Origin of the sequence: Iodobacter violaceini, assembly GCF_011601265.1 — a bacterium.
In the GTDB taxonomy this organism is placed as follows: Bacteria; Pseudomonadota; Gammaproteobacteria; order Burkholderiales; family Chitinibacteraceae; genus Iodobacter; species Iodobacter violaceini.
Genome location: NZ_JAAOLX010000007.1, coordinates 133,084 through 151,026, shown reverse-complemented (window position 1 = coordinate 151,026; position 17,943 = coordinate 133,084). Strand labels below are relative to the sequence as shown.

Here is a 17,943-nt window from a genome sequence, read left to right as displayed (position 1 = left end):
CTTACGACTCCCAGCGATGCCCTTTTCTGCAGCAAGCAGGTGCTCCGATTGGAACGAACCACGCGGGCAGGCTTTCTAATCTAATAGAAAACACAAAATCTGAACTAGTAGTCATGTTATCTCAATTATTAAGATGAAATTATGCTTTCAAAACTATCAGCGGTGGCATTGAAATCTGATTGCACGGCATAAAAAAACAATAGACCGAAGGTATACGGTCTATTGTTTTTATCAATATCTTTTTAAAGAAATTATAAATGATTAATTCTGATCTGCATCCCAATACCAGATTGTCGCACCATAACCAGAGTCAGGAAAATCCGGCATTAATCCACCCTGTTTAAACGAAGCACGGCTGTTTTGCTTGGCAGGGGTATACCAGTAGCCTGATTGCGGGCAAGGTTGGTTGGCTTCGCAGCGCTGCATAGCCACGTTGTTTTGAGGAAAAGGCACAACAACTGCATAGGCTACTGGCTCATCTGGAATATCAAAGCGCTTGAGCCATTGATCTGTAAGGTCAGGCGTAAAGCGAGCCTCACCCGCAATCGAGCCATAATGCAAATTGGATAGCTCAGCTACACGGGCAGGTTTTAGGATGCGGTTGGCAGCGATATAGCTGGCGGGTAGCGGGCCTTTTTCTACCCATCCCAGCTCCGGGTATTCACCCGTTTTGACCATGATGCCACCAGAGTAATTCAATAAGCTAAGCTCCTCTTGTTCTAACGCTGAAGCTAGCACATCTTTGCCGCCCAATTGAGGTAAATAACTATCCGATAAAATCGTGTACCAATTAATACTTTTAAAGCCTTCACGTAATTCGTCATGGCTAAGGCAGCTGCCAACATCAAAACATCTAAATTGCTCGGCGTGTTCTAGCTCTAAATTTTCATAGCGATGATATTCATTGCACTGCTGGAAGCCTAGTCCAGCATAGCCGTGCAAAGGTTGTAGCAAGCTAGCCCATTCGCGTAAGCGCTGCTCAAATATAATAAGGCCGTTGCCTTGCAGTTCCTCTATAGGTAAATAGATATTAAGGTACGAAATTCCTTTGTAATTTTTTTCTTTCCAGCCTGCCATTGAGTAAGCTTCTATAGCATAGCTGCCGACGAACTCATAGCCAGCGCCAGACGACCAAGTAAATTCAACAGGATGAGTCATAGGCAAGGTTCTTACCCATTCACTGCCGTTGGCATAATCGCTGGCGGAATAAGCGCGGATTCTGTCCTGCCTGTCACCCCAATAACCCCATTGAAGATGCTGACCATAATGCAGGTGAAATTCCTGCATCACTTGGGCAATCGCTTGGCGGCGGGCAGGAAGATAAGCACCGACCATGTAAAACACGGCCACTAAGCCGCCTTGTAAAGTTGTCTTATCTGGCTCGTCTTCGTCTACATAGGTAAAGTGCCAGCTAGCCTCTTCCCATTCATCAAAAAAGCTCATATCTACCCCTGTTTATTCTGGGATGAAAAATACATTCATCGAAATATCTTTATTCTGCGTATTTAATGGGCTGGCCGCTGCCTCATAAATGGCAGCGTTGGCGGCTAAAGTGCTGGCAATAATGGGTTTGGCTGGGAAGCGAATTAAGGTTTTACTCCCTCTTGCCAGTAAAACGATGCCATCGCCCAGTGTGGCAGTTTCTGCCATCGCGGCGACACCAAACCATGCTGCCCCAGCTGCTGCACCTGCCAAAGGAGCCGCCAGTGTAATTTCCAGGCTTTGTCTTGTGTGCTCTCTTTGCCGCTCTGCAGCTGCGGCTTGAGCGGGGTCGTAAGCACGTAAGACCGGCGTGCCTGCGGGTATTTGAGCGGGGACTAATTTGCGGCGCACTTGCTCCAGCTCTTGCTGAACTTCCCCCAAAAGCAAAGCGCCAGGAGCCAGCGCTTGGCGCAGCGGGAGAGGGGAATCTACTTTATTTTCTACATCACGAAACACTGGCTCACTCAGTCTTGCTTCCGTTAGCCAAGCACGACGTTTGCGCTTACCTATTTTGCATAGTTTTGTTTCGAGTAAGCGAAGTTTGTCTTTATCTCTAACCCCCCCAGCAATTTTTATGTAATCGTCTTTTTGATCGCGCCACAGTTGATCATTCCCAAACTTCATTTCAATCACAAAAGCAATGTTTGCGGGGGTAAACAGCGCCGAACCGCTCAGGCTTTTGTAATCTTTAAAGCGGATCACATCAGGAATGCGTAACAAGCCTGGTAGCTTAACTCTGCCTTGTTTATTCAGGCCAAATACCCCAGCAGTTTCCACGTTGATCAGCATATTAATCTGACGAAAATCAGCCGGGGACAGGTTATCTTCCAGCATTTTTTTCGTAAGCACTGCATCAAATAGAGACAGCTCTACCCCCATATCCAGCACTGCACGCTTATGAGAAATTTCATAAAAATTCATCGGCATAGTTGATGGGCGATGTGGCTCATCATTACTCATAATCGGCTTAGGGCCACCCGGTGCCCCCATATCAAAGCCGACCTCTCCGTAGTAAGGCCACTTCCATTTATTAAACTTACAATCTAAAGACACCCACTTAGAAACCTGGCGCTGATAGCGGGGAGTGCCATTTTTGGCCATCAGAGGGAAGCGCTGAGCAAAGCCTGCTTTCTGGCAGAGATACCACAAATCCATAGGATTCATCACAGGCAGCGTTGTGCCCGCCTGTGCAGGCGTTTTGGTCGTGGTTTTACGGCCACTGGCAGGTGTTTGTGAGCTTTTTTTGGGAGGGTTAGCCATTTAAATTTCCTCCTGATTGTCTGCGGAATCTTCGGCTTTTGTTAGATCAATAAAATCCAATTGATGTGCCGTTGTGCCGTCCCAATATCGAGCTTGCAACAGGTCCAATTCATCTTTTTTAGGCAGCGCTTTAGCTTGTACTGGGTCAGTTTGCTCCGAGTGAGCGACTTGGGTTTCGCCCTTGTCATCGGTTTTGCTTTTGATCACGCCTCCGTCAGGCAAGGCCATTTGGTAAGGATGATTTGGCAATACCTTGCCCTTTGCATTTTTAAGAATAAAGAACTCTTGGAACTTCCCGTTCTTAGGTAAATCAGGGAGTTCTACGCTTAGCTTCGCAGGCCCGCTCCAATCATGGCTCCCACCTTTAATACTGACTTTCCCCGGTGCATGAAGCTCTATTTTTCCGTCTTTGATGCGGATATAAGCGCCGCCTGCGGTCAGCAGGATTTCTTGCTTGGCGTTGAAGAGGCCCTTACCTTTGATGGCGGTGAATCTGGCGTTTTTGTCGGCGGTGATTTCGATGTCGTCGCTTTGCGCCTGCATTTGCAGCTGGCCTTTGGCGGCGATCAGCTTCATGGTGATTTTGTCTTTAATGCCGCCGGTAAACAGGCTGATGTGCTGGCCGACGTTATGAATCCAGCGGCGGCCGGTGCTTTGGTTGGTGTCTCTTTGGGCGACCTGGTCCAGGTTGCTGCCTGCGCTAATGGTCTGGCTTTGCGGGGTGGTGATGGCTACGCCATCCTCGCCGTGCAGCAGGATGATTTTTTGCTGGCCTGCCTGCTCTTTAGATTTAGTTTTGCCGTCTTTATCGGTGTTGCTGCCCGCTTCAAAGCTTTTGCTGGCGTGCACGTGGTGGTAAAGATGGCCGTGGCTGGCTTTGTCGCCGGGGCTGTTGTCGGGCTTGATGGTTTGTTCATCGTCGCCGGTTTCGATGGTGTCGGCGAGTTGTTTGGTGGCGTACTCGCCGAGGTTTTTGGCGGTTTCCAGGGCTGATTCCAGCTGGCTTTGGGCTGGGCTGCGGTCTAGCTGTTTGCCGCTGGCGCCGCCTTTGGCTTCGGTGCTGATGAGTAAGCCGCTGGCGCGAATGGCACCTTGTTTATCGGTGCGCAGCTCAAAGCCTTCGCCGCGAGGCTCGCCTTTGCCATCTGTGCGCGGGTGGATCAGATAGCCAAGGTTGAGCTGGGTTTTACCGTGCTCGCTGGATAATTTGGTGCGGACTTCGCCTTTGGTGTCGTCAAACAGCAGCTCGCCGTATTGGCCGCCTTCATGTTCTTTGGTCTTGATGCCGGATAGTGTTTTGTTGGCGGGTAAAGCGCCTGCGCCGCTGAATGTCGGCACCGGGTGGCTGCCGTTATAGACCACGGCGGTGACGATGGGGCGGTCGATATCGCCTTCGATAAAGTCGACTAAAACTTCCTGGCCGATGCGCGGAATAAACTGGTGACCAAAGCCTGCACCGGCACTTGGCATGGAGACACGTATCCAGCAGGATGATTTGTCATCCAGGTTTGCACCAAACTCCGGATGCTCTGCGGCACGCTGCCAGTGGAATTGCACCTTAATCCGGCCTTGCTCGTCGGTATGCACCTCCGATCCGGCGGGGCCAACCACGGTGGCGGTTTGTACGCCAAAGCTTTTGGGTTTGCTCAGTGGCTCATGGGCAAAGGCGGGGGTAATCGGCTGGCCGCGTCTTTGGGCGGTGAAATCGGCCTGGTAGGGCTTGGCATCTGCTGCGCCTGCGGCCAGCAGGCTGGGGGAAACTTGCAGTAGTTGCTGGGTCAGATCCGCCGGCAGATTATTCTGCGCAGTGAATTTTAGCTCGGTAATGGCGAATTCGCGCTGCTCGGCCGCATCCCATTCGTGAGCGGGATGGTCTTCTAATCTGAACCATTGCCCGGCTTGCAGGCTGCGCAAAGTGCCAGAGCCAGTAAATGATTTCTTTTGCCCGTCTAAGGCCTGCTGACGCAAATTGGCGTAGTGGCTTAGGCCTTCGGCATCGCTGGCGTAATAGTGCGTCTGGGCATCGTAATCTTCAAAGCTGGATTGAATTTGCTGCCCGCCATCGCCCTGGTCTACCGCGCTCTGATCGGCGGTGTGGCTGGTGTTGGCGGCTTTGTAATTAAAGCTGGCAAGCGATACCGAGCTGCTGCCCACCTGACGCTGGCTGTTCCACTCGGTAAGGGCATCGCTTTCTTCGGTGGCATCGGCGCGGTGAAAGCGCACCTGGCTATCTTGCGCCTCGGGTACGGCAAAGGCATCGTCAAAGACGACAAGCTGCACCTGGGGATTGTCACCCGGCTGATGAGCAAAGCGCCACGCTAAGCCTTCCTCTTGCATCAGCCGTACTAAAAAATCGTAATCAGACTCGCGGTATTGCAGGCAATAAGAGCGCGGGCCGTGCGTGCCGGATAATTTGAAATCCAGCGTTTGCACCGATGCAAACACAGGGTTTTTAGCCTGATGCTCGGCCAGTACCTGCTTCACGATATCCGGCACGGATAAATCCTGGAACACGCGGGAAGTGCGCCGATAGCGGAGTAAGGCAAACGGTGGCTCTACCGTTAGCGCGTACTTTGCAAAGCCCCCATCAGATCCCAGCAACTGCGCTTGGGATATCACGCCACAGCGCTCAATCTCGCTGCCATTGGCATCGGCCACAGATAAAACAATGGGCAGGCCCAGTAAGGATTTAAGCTCTAAGCTGCCGTCGGGCGACAAGCAATCAATCTGATAGCGATAAGCCTGATTCATCCCCTCGCTGCCGCTGACCTGCTGCGGCAACAGCTGCTCAACCCACGCCGCCCCGTCGCCAAGTTGCAGGCTGATAAGGCGTTGATCCTGATTAAAGGCCGCGGCAAAAGAAGCAAGGAGATCAACAGTCATAAGAAACCAAGGACTTACAGGAAGTCTTTTATATTACATGAAGCTTTGTGATTGCCGATATTGCTTTCAAATATTGTATGGTGTGATTATGAACATGGTTGCATTTTGTAAGGTATTTCGCTTATTACGATGTAGAGACGAGCGCCTAAGTGGCAGTATGCAAGCTTTTAGTCTCGAGCTGTACGATGGCTTTGTTGAATCAATGCAAGAAATCCCTGAGCCACTCCTTTGGATATGAGCATCATTGCCAAGACTTTGATGTGGCGTTTATCAATCTACCAACAAAAGCAAGGTGGTTCAACGTTTCCTGGCGGCCCGTAATTCAGCCCCAAGGTTGCTGACTTCTTTTGCCTCTTTTTCATACCAAATAATTCGTTCGACTACAGCGAGGGGCTCATCATCATAGGGCTGCGGAACTGTAGCCTTATACATATAGTTGTAACTATGAGGAAAAATCAAATATCCCTCGCCTAGCTCCTGCAAGGGATTTGCAATAGGCATGAGCCATTTTTGTTGAACATATTCATCTAGAAGGTCGCAATAAAGATGCTTGATGATTAGTGCAATTTCTAATGCGCATGCTAGATAAGCCTCCCGAAATAGAGCTCCTAAGGCCGCCAACTGATCTAGCGAGGTTGGGCTTTCTTTAATGACTGTATTTAATATCTTCTCGTAGAGGGCAAATGGGCTATTCGTTTCATCTACAGATATGGTTAAGCCACTTTTTTTAACATCAGTATATGCTTGGCAGTGAAAGCCAAACTCGCCATCAGAATCCAGTCTTGTAAGTCCTAAACGCTTTAGCATTTTTTGAGCGATTTGGTTGTAAACCGCAATATCTGCGTCATCCCTAGTGAGTAATTGCCAGTACGGGGAATGAAAAATCTCTGCAGTGCCTGCGAAGGCATCTTCTTCATCTACTAGCTTAATCAGATCGAAATCTCGCTTGGGATGCTTTCCATTGGATGGAAGTGTTCCATTCAATCGTATGGTTTCAAAGATGCGAGTTCGTTTTTGAGGATCTTCTGGTCGCCGCCCCAATTTTTCTAAGAAAAATAAATCTAATTGATAGTCGCTGAGTGAGGTGCGTGCCTTGACTGAGTAGTACCAGAACCTTGCTCGTAAGCGCTCCACAGGTGTTGCGCAGGGGCGTCCTCGGAGTTGATTTTTTATTGGTGTCATGAAATTCCCCATTTCATCGCAATTGGTATTGTGAAAATGGCAATTTTATATCCTCTTTCACAATACCATTAATTTTGCTATTACTCGTAGTCCTGATCGTTTTTTATCGGAACTCATCTAACTATGGATGCTTCATTTGGATCATTTGAAGAATTGCATCATAGCCTGCTTGATGGCTATGGCCCCTTGCTGAGTGATGCGGTGCTCTGGCGTGCACTTGGTTTCAAGACTTGGGCAGGATTCGATAAGGCAATTCGAAATGGGAAAATTGAGGTGAGGGTTTTTACGATGCCTGGACGACGGGGTAGGTATGCATTAACGCTTGAGGTTGCTAAATGGCTTTGGAATCTACGTTCTGAGGGACTTATGCCACATTCATTAGATTCAAAGTTGGAGAATCATCGCTAGGTGGTGTTGCAACCGGGAGTTTAAGAAACGTGATATGCACCTACTTGAGGGGGCTATTTTTTTAATTAGTTGGCCGAGAGAGGCTAATCAGATGAAAGCAGGAGATTTTTCTATGACATAAAAAAGGCAAGCCACTGGCTTGCCCCCTTATAGCAGTTGCATGATGCAAGCGCCCTAGACAAGCCAAGTATCGTCTGCCGCCACAGGGTGGTCAAGCCATTTATCCCCGGTAAACCGAAAAAACGGACAGCAAAACGCTGAACGGCGGAGTAGTTCGTCCCAAATTTTCAAATTAATTTAATTATGCGTGGTTACGCAGGGAGAAGTATTGCTTGCGTAATTGGGAGCAGACGATATGCGTGTACGTAAAGTAGTCACACGTCGCGGACGACGTTTCCGCGGCTATTTCGCATCTTCAAAAATGGGAGATACCGTCCATTGGGAATCTTTGCTGGAAAAAGATGCCCTGTTGTTATTGGAGCTGTCACCCGGCGTGGCGGCTTACCAAGAGCAGCCTGAGGTGATTGAATACTTCGATGGCGAGCAGTTTCGGGAATACATTCCTGACCTGAAGGTTGTTTTACTGGATGGCACCATTCGCTATATCGAGGTTAAACCCTTTGATCAATTAGCCCGGCCGAGTATCCGGAAAAAATACGAAGCGATAGCCCTCCATTTTCAGTCAATCCAGTCTCCCTACCGGATTGTGACTGAGGTCGAGATTCGCCGAGAGCCACTATTTAGTAATTTGCAATTGTTGGCTTATGCGCATGCACACCCCTGGCATGAGCAACCCACCGATTTTGATCTGCGCATGGCATTTCAAGGGCAAACAAAACTACCACTTTCAGCGGTGCAACAGTTCTGGAATTTGGGTGCTTTGTATCGCATGATTGCAACTGGTCGGTTGAGTTGCAATCTGGAATTACCACTGGATGGGTTCAGCAGCATCGGCCTGCCCGAAGGAGGCCGTGATGAAACGATTTACCTCTAAACGCGGCCTCGGATTTCGTGATCCAAACAACAAACTTTGGTTAATTGAACGGCGGTTGCCCAGTGGAAAAATTCAGCTCATCGCTGAGGATGGTGAAATCCTGAATTTGCAGTACGCCGAATTGCTGTCGCGTTGGCAGAGCCAAGAATGGCAAATTGATGAAGCTTCGCTGGCAGAATTGGGGAACGCCATTTATGTCGTTACGCCTCGTGATTTGTCGACTTATCCGCCGGAACAGCAAGCGATTGCAAAACGCCGATTTCATTATCTGAAAATCGTGGATCCAGAGAAAACGCCGTACAACGCCAACGTCTGGTCGGAACTGATTGTTCAAGCATCTAAATTGATTGGTGATGCTAAGCCACCGTGCGCATCTTCTGTCGCTGTATGGTGGGGGCGGTTTAGGGCGACCAAATCTATTCTCAAGCTGATCCCATATTCTAAGCCATCGTCCGCGCATCAGCATAAGCCTGGGTTCCTGATTTTTGAACAAGTGATCGCTGCAGTGTATTTGACTGACCAGAAATTGCCAAAGCTGGCGGTCGTCGAGGCAATGCAGAGGCAGGTTAAGGCCATCAATAATGGCTTGCCGGAAAACAGTCAAATTAAATGTCCGGGCAGGACAACGATTTATCGGTGGTTAGAAGCACTGGAACAAGATTTAGTTGATTTAAAGCGCGAAGGCGCTGAATTTGCCCGCATGAAATACCGTGCAGCCATCGGTACGGTAGAAACAAACGCGATTCTGCAACGTTTCGAGATCGACCATACCCCGATTGATGTTCTCGTGGTGGATCTCGTATTGGGCATTGCCAATGGCCGGCCTTATTTAACGATGGCCATTGATCGTTACTCTCGGTTGATCGTGGGTTTCTATGTTTCGTTCCGGGATCCGAGCGCTAATAGCGTTCTGCAGTGTTTGAAACGGGCGATTCTGCCTAAGGATGTCGTCCTGAAACGCTTTCCGGATATCAAGCAGCCATGGCCTGCATTTGGAATTCCAGAGCTGATTGCTGTTGATAATGGTCCTGATTTACAAAGCATCGCTGTTGAAGTTGCAGGCAAGGAATTGGGAATAAATACTCTGTTTTGCCCTATTAAAAGTGGCGATAAAAAAGGGTCGATTGAGCGTTTTTTGCGGACTCAAAATTCTGGGTTACTGCATCGCATGCCCGGCACGGTGTTTTCCAATCCGGATGAGCGCGGTGACTATCAATCCGAAAAAGAAGCTGCTATCGACTTTAATGCGTTAGTACATATTCTGACCAAGTGGATTGTGGATGTATACAACGTGACGCCACATCGCGGCTTGAATGGTCGACGTCCTCTGGATGTTTGGATTGAATCCGCGCAAAAACGATTGATTGAACTTCCTCTTAATCCGCAGCAATTGGATGTCATTGTTGGGATCGCGGCCAAACGAACCTTGTTTCATTACGGCATCGAACTGGACGGTTTGCAGTACAACAGTCTGCAATTACAGGAAATCCGGCGTAGAACGGGCAAGAATATCAAACTTGACCTGAAATTCCACGAAGATGATGTGGGATACATCCATGTTCTGGATCCAGATCGCAAGGAATACCTGCGCGTTCCCGCCAAGCTAGCTGGGTATGCCAACGGACTGAATCGCGAACAGCATCGACAGATTCGGGAGCATACGCGGAGCAAGCTGGGTGAAAACTGCACGGCAGATCAGTTACTGGACGCGAAGAAAGAGGTCGAAGATCTGATTCGTGAATCCATTCAGCACAAGAAAATGGTGCGTCGTAAAAAAGCAGCTCAAACCGTGCAACATGACAGTGAAGCCGTTCTCGCAGGCAAGAACCCACTGGAGGAAGCACGTAAACCACATAAACCACGTCCAGCACGGCCACCAGAGGACATGCCTGCAGGGCTGGATGATGACCTTCCCGTGTTTACTTCAACTAAAAAAGGGGGCATCTGATCATGGACCCGATTGACATCATTGCAAGCTTTGCTCCTGATGAAGGACGAGACCCCCGGAGGTCATTAGGTTTTCGCTTAAATTCTATTCCTATAGTGCATCACAGATTTAAGAGCAGTATTTTTCAGATTGCTGAACTACATCAGCGGCAGCGCAACGGTAGCCCTGGTGCGGGAATTACGTTGTGTGGGATGTCAGGCGTTGGCAAGAGCACAATATTAGATGCCTATACGGCACAATTTCCACGTTACTTTGAGACGCATAGCACTCGGATTCCGGTATTGCAGGCAACTGTGCCATCAGCGCCAACTGTACGCAGCCTAGCTGGCAGTATTCTTGAGGCTATGGGAGACCAAAGGTCACACCGAGGCACAGCTCCGGAAAAAACCACCCGGATCCGTGCATTTTTCAAGCGCTGTGGTGTTGAACTGTTGTTGCTTGATGAGTTTCAGCACTTATTCTACGCCCCGAATGCGACGGCATTTCGAGATGTAACGGATTGGCTGAAAAATCTGCTGGAGGAAAACCGAACGGGCATGGTCGCGTGTGGTTTGCGTGCAAGCGAATATGTTATCGACAGCAATGAGCAACTGGCTCGGCGGTTCTCGCAGCGGATACGCATTGAGCCCTTTTCGTTTGAGGATGAGGCCGATTTTCGGGAGTTTAGAGGGATTTTACGAGCGTTTGAAGCGTGCTTGCCGATTCCACCTGCAACCCCTTTGCACGAAACAAATCTGGCACGGCGTTTTTTGGTCGGCAGCTATGGCTTGCTGGATTATGTGATCAAAATCCTTGAAGGCGCAGTCTCTGCGGCCAACCTAGCCAAAGTAGATACGCTGGACCTTGATGTCTATGCTGCCGGTTTCCGCAACCGAGTGTGGCTGGATGTGCCAGATCGGCTTAACCCCTTTCATGAAGAGTCGCCGCTGCGTCCGCTTGACCGGCCGGGGGAATTGTTTCATCTGCATGTCAGGCAGGAAATCGTCGGTTCTCCCGTGGCTAACAAGCTGGGCCTGAGTCTTGGTAAGGGGGGCGCATGATGAATGAACTTGTTATGGCTACACCTGACCTATTGATTCGTCCTTGCCCTACAACCACCGAGGGTCCAACTGGATACATGTTCCGATTGGCTGAAACCAATTTTATGCGTCCACGCGATTTGATCGAAATGGGTATAACGCTGCAACCCGAAGTGCTATTGCAACATCAGTTGTTACCAAAGGAGGTGCTTTTTCCGGAGCTGCATGCGTATATGGCTCGAATGCATACATTGCGTTCAGAGCAGTCGGCAATTTGGAATCAGCGCTATGCCCGATTTTGTCCGTTATGCCTCATTGCCGAACCGGTTTGGCAGGCCAGTTGGGAGGTGTTCTTTTTTGATGCCTGCCCACATCACGGCGTTTGGCTGGTTGATCAATGTTCAACATGCGGTGAGCATTTGGACTGGCACCGAGACTCGCTAGTTCGCTGCAAATGTGGTTCGGATCTTCGGGAGGAAAAAGCGGAAGAGGCTCCTTGGTTTGTAAAGAGGCTCTCTATGGTGATTGAGCAAGGTTTGTTAGGTAAGCCATTACCAGACTATCCATGTGCATATCCATTCGCTGGGCTAGGCCCCTTGCAATTGCAAGTGTTGGTTCGATATCTCGGTGCTTATCTAGATCCGCAGGCTGGCCCCAAACCATTGAAAATTCGTAATGCCGGTTTGCTGGAAATTTCATGGCCGATCACGACATTGGCTGCGCAAATTCTGTTTGAGTGGCCAACCGGATTTGATCAAGCGTTTACCTTGCTTCTCAAGGATGCTAAGTCTGAATCAGCCACGCTGCGTGGGATTTTCGACCAAGCTTACGACTATATATATAAGGGGGCGATTCGATCCAGTGTGTTTTTACCAGTTCGGGAAGCATTCGAAGCTTGGATGGCCGAGCATTGGCCAAATGGAGCCAATCATCGTAACCGTCGTTTGGCCTCCAGTCTATTGGCTGATATGCAATGGATCTCGGGCAAGGCTGCGCAGGATCAGTTGGGTATTTCTCGGGCTCGTTTACGTTTTTTGATTCAGCACGGAGAGCTAGAGGGGCAGGAAATGATTACTGCAGCAGGTCGGCGGAGACTGATGGTGCGCAAAGACCATTTTACTCAGTTGGAAGACAAGCTTGCAGGGGAAATTACTATGACTAAGGCGATGGAAGTTCTTGGGTTACCCAAGGTGCGGTTGCGGCGAATCCTCAAGCTACTTTTCCCATCAGCGAGGCGGGTCAATGATCAGCTTTTCTTGCCATGGTGCATCTCGCGGCAAGAAGTTTATTACTTGGTCGATCTTGGCGAGGAATTGCCGCATATTCAGGTGATTGAAGACTCTCACATTACACTCTGGCATGTTCTGAAGTTCTGGCAGTGGAATGCAGATGAAGTGGTTTCCCTTATCGAAGCCATACGGACGGGAGTAATTCATATTTTGTCTGTTTGGGGCGGTACTTCAGGAATTGCATGCTGGGTGTTTGATCGAGCGGATCTGAAGCGTTGGCATACCTCACTGGATAATGGTCGGGCCAACTGGGTTACTATTCCTGAGCTGGCTGAACTATTGTGCGTGAAACAGCAGGTTGCCTACTGGTTGACACAGAACGGCTTCATTCCGTCGGTTAAGCTTGGTACACTTATGCATGTCGGCTCGCGAGTGAAGAAGAAAGATATCGATCGTTTTCTTCAGACACATATTTTTGGAACTGAAATCGCAGATCGGATTGGTCGCTCCCCCCGCAAAATAATGCATATGTTGGCGGATACGAATATCTATCCTTTACGCGGGGATAGTACTGAGTCTTGTCGGCAGGCTGTATATATTAAATCAGATGTCTTGATGCGGTTTTTGGAGCGCTACGCCGTTGTTTCAGAAGATGAATCAGCCAAGCTTCGAGGTACGACGCGAAAGCGGAAAAAAGCCTGGGAGAGGATAATCTATGAGAATGGTACAGAGATTTCTGACCCGTCCCATTTTCGTCTAGATTGACCTTAATTCTGCTAGCTCTGTATTCCAATCGAAATGGGATCCTACAATGGTGTAGGATCCCATTAACTTCTGGATATTTCCCTTTTTTCTAGATTTTTGGGATTTCAGTTTGAAGCTAAAAAAGCCCCGGAAGGGGCTTTTTTTGTTGAGCAGTTTCCCTATTTATACAGAAAAACATAGTAGGATTTGTAATAGTTACTATAGGATTCTAACGGAGACTTGACCATTGCAGTCATTAATTTAGCTGGCGACTTGGTTAAGACTGCAATGGTGAGGTGATCTGCCGTTCAATGAGTCATCATGGCTGTAATCCATAGAGTGAATTAACACCTCTTCCTTTAACTTGCACTTGTCACACGGATGCGTCATCTTCAGAATCTAGCGGAGCTGGGTCAAGTTCGAAGTAGGTGTAGCTTGGTTCGCGTCTGAGTCCTTCGGCTGGAGACGTGCGCACCAATTGCCGGTTCGCTGAGTCGAAGGTTATGCCGTCCACCAGACACGCCTCTGCAACGCGCGGGTTGTAGCCGTGCAGCCAAACAAAGTTTTTCCTCGTCCAAGCCAGCACGGCTCTTTGAAGAGCTCGGCTGTCCTTATCGTTGTCGTCCTGCCTAATAGTGAGTCCCATCACGTTCAGGCAAAAGCCTAGAATCTTTGCTCCTTTGAAGTTAGGGAAGCGCTTCATGTAGGTAATTTCGTCGTACAGGAGTCGTCGTACCTTGAACTTCACCACCTTGCCGGCAGGGCCATCGAGACAATTGAAGTTGAATAGTTCGCCCCACACTGAGTTGTGCTGGATCGACCAGCATCCCCGCTGTGGCGATCTGACCGCCGAAGCGTGGAAGATGACTTCGAAAATCATGCTGGCAATGTGATCGTAGAAGGTCTCGCGTGGGTGGCCGTGTTTCTCTCTAACGCGAATACGAACTTGGTCGTGAACTCCTTTCTCGTCAAGAATCTTGACAGCGTCCTTTACGAACTCGACGACGACGTCAAGACGGCGGGACGAGTCGCTGTCCCAAATGCTAGTAAGTTCGTTTAATGTGTAGAGGTCTGAGGCAGCGTTTTCGATGTAGCCCTTGGCGCGATACAGCACGAACGAATGGCCTCCTTGCCCCTCTTTGACGTAGCTACGTAAAGTCATCAACACCACCCTGCAGTAAGCCTTCCACTGTTCAGCATCCCATTCCCTCTTACCGTATATATCGGGGTCAAGGAGGGTCCCGATCGTCTCGACCATTTGATAGTGAGTGAACATCGCTTGGCTGAGAGGCTTGTGATAACCGATTAGACCCGACTCATAGCCCTCAGCCTCGTGGTAGAGGAACGAGTCCTTGTTTGCCAGTGCCTCGTTCACTATGTTCTTGGCGAAGGTCTCTACCTGAATGCCGTGCTTATTCATGTCGGCCATTGCTTGGAAAATGGCTAGCGCCGTGCTTGGCGACGACTCGACGATTGCACGGCACAACCTTTTATCGGCAATGAGCAGAAGCAGATCGTTGGCGTATCCCTTCACCTTCGGGGGCGGCTTCTTTTCGTTTTCCTGCTCAAGCCGATAGTTCTTTAGTCTGCCTCTGTCCGTGGCGTAGTGGACTAGGGCTCTAGCCGAGTAGGCAAGTTCGTCAGCGATGACGGCGAGCTCTGCCGGAGAGCCTTTGAGGATAAATCGATACAAGGTCTGTGCGAAGCGCTCGGCATTATACCTACCGTATATGGGAGGTCGGATGAATGCGAACCATGTCCATGTGAGGAAGGTTAGTAGGAACAATCCGCCTAGGACTGCTTGCCACGACGCAGGCGTCAGGAGGTTCCCCTTTGGTACTAGCCACTGCTCAGCACGCCAGAGGTCCGTAAGCAACGTGAGTACACCAATAGTGGCGACAACTGAGAAAGTAATGCCTTGCAGTGAAATGGGGGCAGTCCGGACTCGGAATCGGTAGCGAACGTCGGCGATTGTCCAAACCAGCATCATGAGAGCGAGGCCCGCGAGAAATTCTGAGAAGCCAAAAAATTTCAGCCCATTTCTATTTAGCTGGACAAAGCAAAAGCCCCACATACATTGATCAGCTCCCATAAGAATCTCCTTTTACTGTTTGATCCTCCCCATTTGGACGATCATTACAAGGTCATATAATCGCTCCTAATGTGAAAGCATAACAAATTACCCAATATGTTGATGGTTATTTAATAAATGCCATTACACACAAATCCATTGATTGAACTTTGGGGTTGAAACTATTCTGCAACGTTTATATTAGGATCACTTTTTTTAATACTCTCAATCCTCATTTGCTCCTTTGTTCTAATTTTTTCCTTGCCGTCATTTGCTTAATCAAATGATGTATAGCGTTTTAAGTGGGGCCATTGAGGGTAAGGCTTAAAGCCATTTCAGTGCCTCCGGCACGTTGATTTTGGTGCGGGATCCCCGCTGGGACTCACTTTCTTGCTTCGCCAAGAAAGTAAGCAAAGAAGGCGACCCCACGAAGCACGAAGGCCCCTCATCTGCGGACAATCGAGCGGCGGCTGCGGAACTCGCTTCGCTAAAACAGCGCGGTAGGTTGGGCTAAAGCTTTATCAGCCCAACATTTGCATTGGTCGAGACGCGTTGGGTAGATAAAACATTCCCAATTTATTTGCCAGGGATTACTTCACTTTTAGTGCCTTCGGCACCTTGATTTAGGTGCGGGTGTCCCCCGCTGGGGACTTACTTTCTTGCTTCGCCAAGAAAGTAAGCAAAGAAGGCGACCCCGGAAGCACGAAGGCCCCTCATCTGCGGACAATCGAGCGGCGGCTGCGGAACTCGCTCGCAGGCTCGCTCAAACAGTCCTCGCCGAAACCCCGCCCGCTTGTTCCTCGCTTCGGCGTGCTTCAAGGGGATTCTTAAGCCCTATGCACCTAGCGCAGCATGGATATTCTTTCTTTGTGTGCAGCGGGGAATTAGTTAAAGCAAGGTATTACGCCATATAGATTTAAAAACTATGTCGTTAATGCTTTTATTTTCATTAACAAGTATTTGATTGGTTTTAATTTCTGAAGATTAAAATTAAGTTTTTGAAATCAGCAATCAGCAATCAGCTTGGAATACTATAAACGCGCTCTTTGCATGGGGCTTTAGAGTCCCCTTGAAGCACGCCGAGCGAGGAACAAGCGGGGTGGGGTAGTCGTCAATTCGTGTTTGAGCGAAGCGAGTTGAATTGACGCCGCCTCGATTGTCCGCAGCGAGGGGATTTCGTGCTTCGTGGGGCGGCCTTCTTTCGCTTCCTTTCTTGGCCGTTCAAGAAAGGAAGGCCCCTGCGGGGGCACCCGCACCTAAATCAACGTGCCGAAGGCACTTAAAAAGCTTCTCAAGCTTGATCTGCTGGCTGGATTCCCACCCCCTCCCCAATATGCACCGCCAACCAAACCGCCCCATCGCTCACTTCCAGCACGGTGTGTGGGGTTTGGGCAGGGATGAACAGGTAGTCGCCGCTGTGCAGGGCCACGGTTTTACCGGCTGCATCCAGCCTGGCTTCGCCCTGAAGCAGCAGCACCCATTCGTCCTGTGGCTGGATGTATTCGCTGTGGGCGATGCGGGGGGAGCTGATGATGCGCTCGATCAGCAGGCCGGGCTGGGTGTGCAAAGGCTCGAAACGCTCGCCGGTGGCTGGCGGGCTGCTTTCGTGAAAGATATTTTGCTGCATTGTGGTCTCTGCGAATGTTGGTTAAAGGCTGTGTTGATTCTAATCTGCAAGACAGCGCTGTATTCATTGCCTGCAGACAAAAATGGATTCAGGTCTTGGGTTTTTCACCCGCTTCGCGAATAGCTTGCTGTTACCCAATCCTCTGATCCGCCTCAATTGAATTTGCAATGTATTCACGCAGCCATTGGTGGGCCGGGTCGCGATGGGTGCGTTCGTGCCAGAGCATGGCCATTTCGAAGTTGGGCAGATCAAGTGGTGGCTCCAGCACTTGCAGTGTTTTACTGCCTTTGACTAAACGTGCAGGCAGCATGGCTACGAGGTTGGTGTTTTCTAATACTGATTTTAAAAACAGAAAGTGCGGCACAGAGAGCACTACTTTGCGCTGCAGGTCTTGTAGCGCCTCATCGGTTACCCCATAAAATCCTCCTCCGTCTGCAGAAACAATGGCGTGATCCAGCTCGCAAAACTGGGCCAGCGTTGGCTTTTGTTTCAGGCTGGGGTGGTCTGCCCGGCTGACCAGTACATAGCGCTCCGAGAACAGTACCCGGCGGCGCAATCCCTGTGGTGATCCGGCACTGGTGTGGAAGGCCAGATCAATTTCCCCCTGTTCTGCTTGCCTGGCAATACGTGCGGGGGCCAGGTTCAGAACGGCAAGCCGGGTATTGGGCGCGGCGGTGCGTAAGCCGGGCAGGGCGGGCAGCAGGATGCTGGCTTCGCTGTAGTCGGCAGCGGCAATGCGCCATGTGTGCTTGGCCTCGGCCGGATTAAACGGGCTGGCCGGGGCTACCGCGTGTTCCAGGGCATTGAGTGCTTGCCGCAAAGGCTCGCGTAATTCTTCTGCTCTTGCGGTTGGCCGCATTCCCCTTGGGCCGGGCAGCAAAAGCGGGTCTGCAAATATCTCTCTTAACTTGGCTAAATGCACGCTGACCGATGGCTGGGACAGGTTCAGCCGCTGCGCCGCTCGCGTTACATTGTGTTCGGCAAGTAACACATCCAGCGTCAGCAATAAGTTGAGATCCAGCCTGCGGAGATTATTCATGCTAATACCTGGTATTTTGGGAATTCATTTTTAATATACCTGACAAAAACCTAAGCT

General features: G+C 49.8%; 11 protein-coding genes. 4 read left to right on the top strand and 7 right to left on the bottom strand.

The features are described from left to right. Positions 1–261 precede the first annotated feature (261 nt). From HA050_RS14415 to HA050_RS14400, 4 genes are all read right to left on the bottom strand, one after another. Complete coding sequence (locus HA050_RS14415) at positions 262–1,443, bottom strand: type VI immunity family protein (RefSeq protein WP_166827520.1); 1,182 nt, start codon at positions 1,441–1,443, stop codon at positions 262–264. A 12-nt stretch (positions 1,444–1,455) separates the two neighbouring features. Next, positions 1,456–2,742, bottom strand: coding sequence for a hypothetical protein (locus HA050_RS14410; RefSeq protein ID WP_166827518.1), 1,287 nt, complete (start codon positions 2,740–2,742; stop codon positions 1,456–1,458). Next, on the bottom strand, positions 2,743–5,625 hold the full coding sequence (locus HA050_RS14405; protein WP_166827516.1) for a type VI secretion system Vgr family protein: 2,883 nt from the start codon (positions 5,623–5,625) through the stop codon (positions 2,743–2,745). A gap of 297 nt (positions 5,626–5,922) precedes the next feature. Further along, positions 5,923–6,807, bottom strand: coding sequence for a hypothetical protein (locus HA050_RS14400; protein WP_166827506.1), 885 nt, complete (start codon positions 6,805–6,807; stop codon positions 5,923–5,925). Between the two features lie 763 nt (positions 6,808–7,570). Here HA050_RS14400 and HA050_RS14395 point away from each other — a divergent pair. From HA050_RS14395 to HA050_RS14380, 4 genes are read left to right on the top strand one after another with little or no spacing between them, the layout of a single operon-like run. Continuing rightward, positions 7,571–8,209 (top strand): TnsA endonuclease N-terminal domain-containing protein, encoded by a 639-nt coding sequence (locus HA050_RS14395; protein ID WP_166827494.1) that lies wholly within the window; start codon positions 7,571–7,573, stop codon positions 8,207–8,209. Beyond that, a complete protein-coding gene (locus HA050_RS14390) occupies positions 8,190–10,157 on the top strand; it encodes a TnsB C-terminal domain-containing protein (protein WP_166827491.1) in 1,968 nt (655 codons plus the stop codon). Before HA050_RS14395 ends, HA050_RS14390 begins: the two co-directional genes overlap by 20 nt. 2 nt (positions 10,158–10,159) lie before the next feature. Continuing rightward, complete coding sequence (locus HA050_RS14385) at positions 10,160–11,197, top strand: TniB family NTP-binding protein (RefSeq protein ID WP_166827488.1); 1,038 nt, start codon at positions 10,160–10,162, stop codon at positions 11,195–11,197. Then, positions 11,194–13,170 (top strand): TniQ family protein, encoded by a 1,977-nt coding sequence (locus tag HA050_RS14380; RefSeq protein ID WP_166827485.1) that lies wholly within the window; start codon positions 11,194–11,196, stop codon positions 13,168–13,170. The genes HA050_RS14385 and HA050_RS14380 overlap by 4 nt, the downstream gene beginning before the upstream one ends. A 352-nt stretch (positions 13,171–13,522) precedes the next feature. Here the strand turns inward: HA050_RS14380 and HA050_RS14375 are convergent, their stop codons facing one another. The 3 genes from HA050_RS14375 to HA050_RS14360 all read right to left on the bottom strand — a co-directional run bounded on the left by HA050_RS14375 (position 13,523) and on the right by HA050_RS14360 (position 17,886). Beyond that, positions 13,523–15,241 (bottom strand): hypothetical protein, encoded by a 1,719-nt coding sequence (locus tag HA050_RS14375; protein ID WP_205836443.1) that lies wholly within the window; start codon positions 15,239–15,241, stop codon positions 13,523–13,525. A gap of 1,270 nt (positions 15,242–16,511) precedes the next feature. Further along, positions 16,512–16,847, bottom strand: a complete 336-nt coding sequence (locus tag HA050_RS14365) for a cupin domain-containing protein (RefSeq protein ID WP_166827482.1) — start codon at positions 16,845–16,847, stop codon at positions 16,512–16,514. Between the two features lie 130 nt (positions 16,848–16,977). Beyond that, positions 16,978–17,886, bottom strand: a complete 909-nt coding sequence (locus tag HA050_RS14360) for a LysR family transcriptional regulator (protein ID WP_166827479.1) — start codon at positions 17,884–17,886, stop codon at positions 16,978–16,980. Between the last annotated feature and the right edge of the window lie 57 nt (positions 17,887–17,943).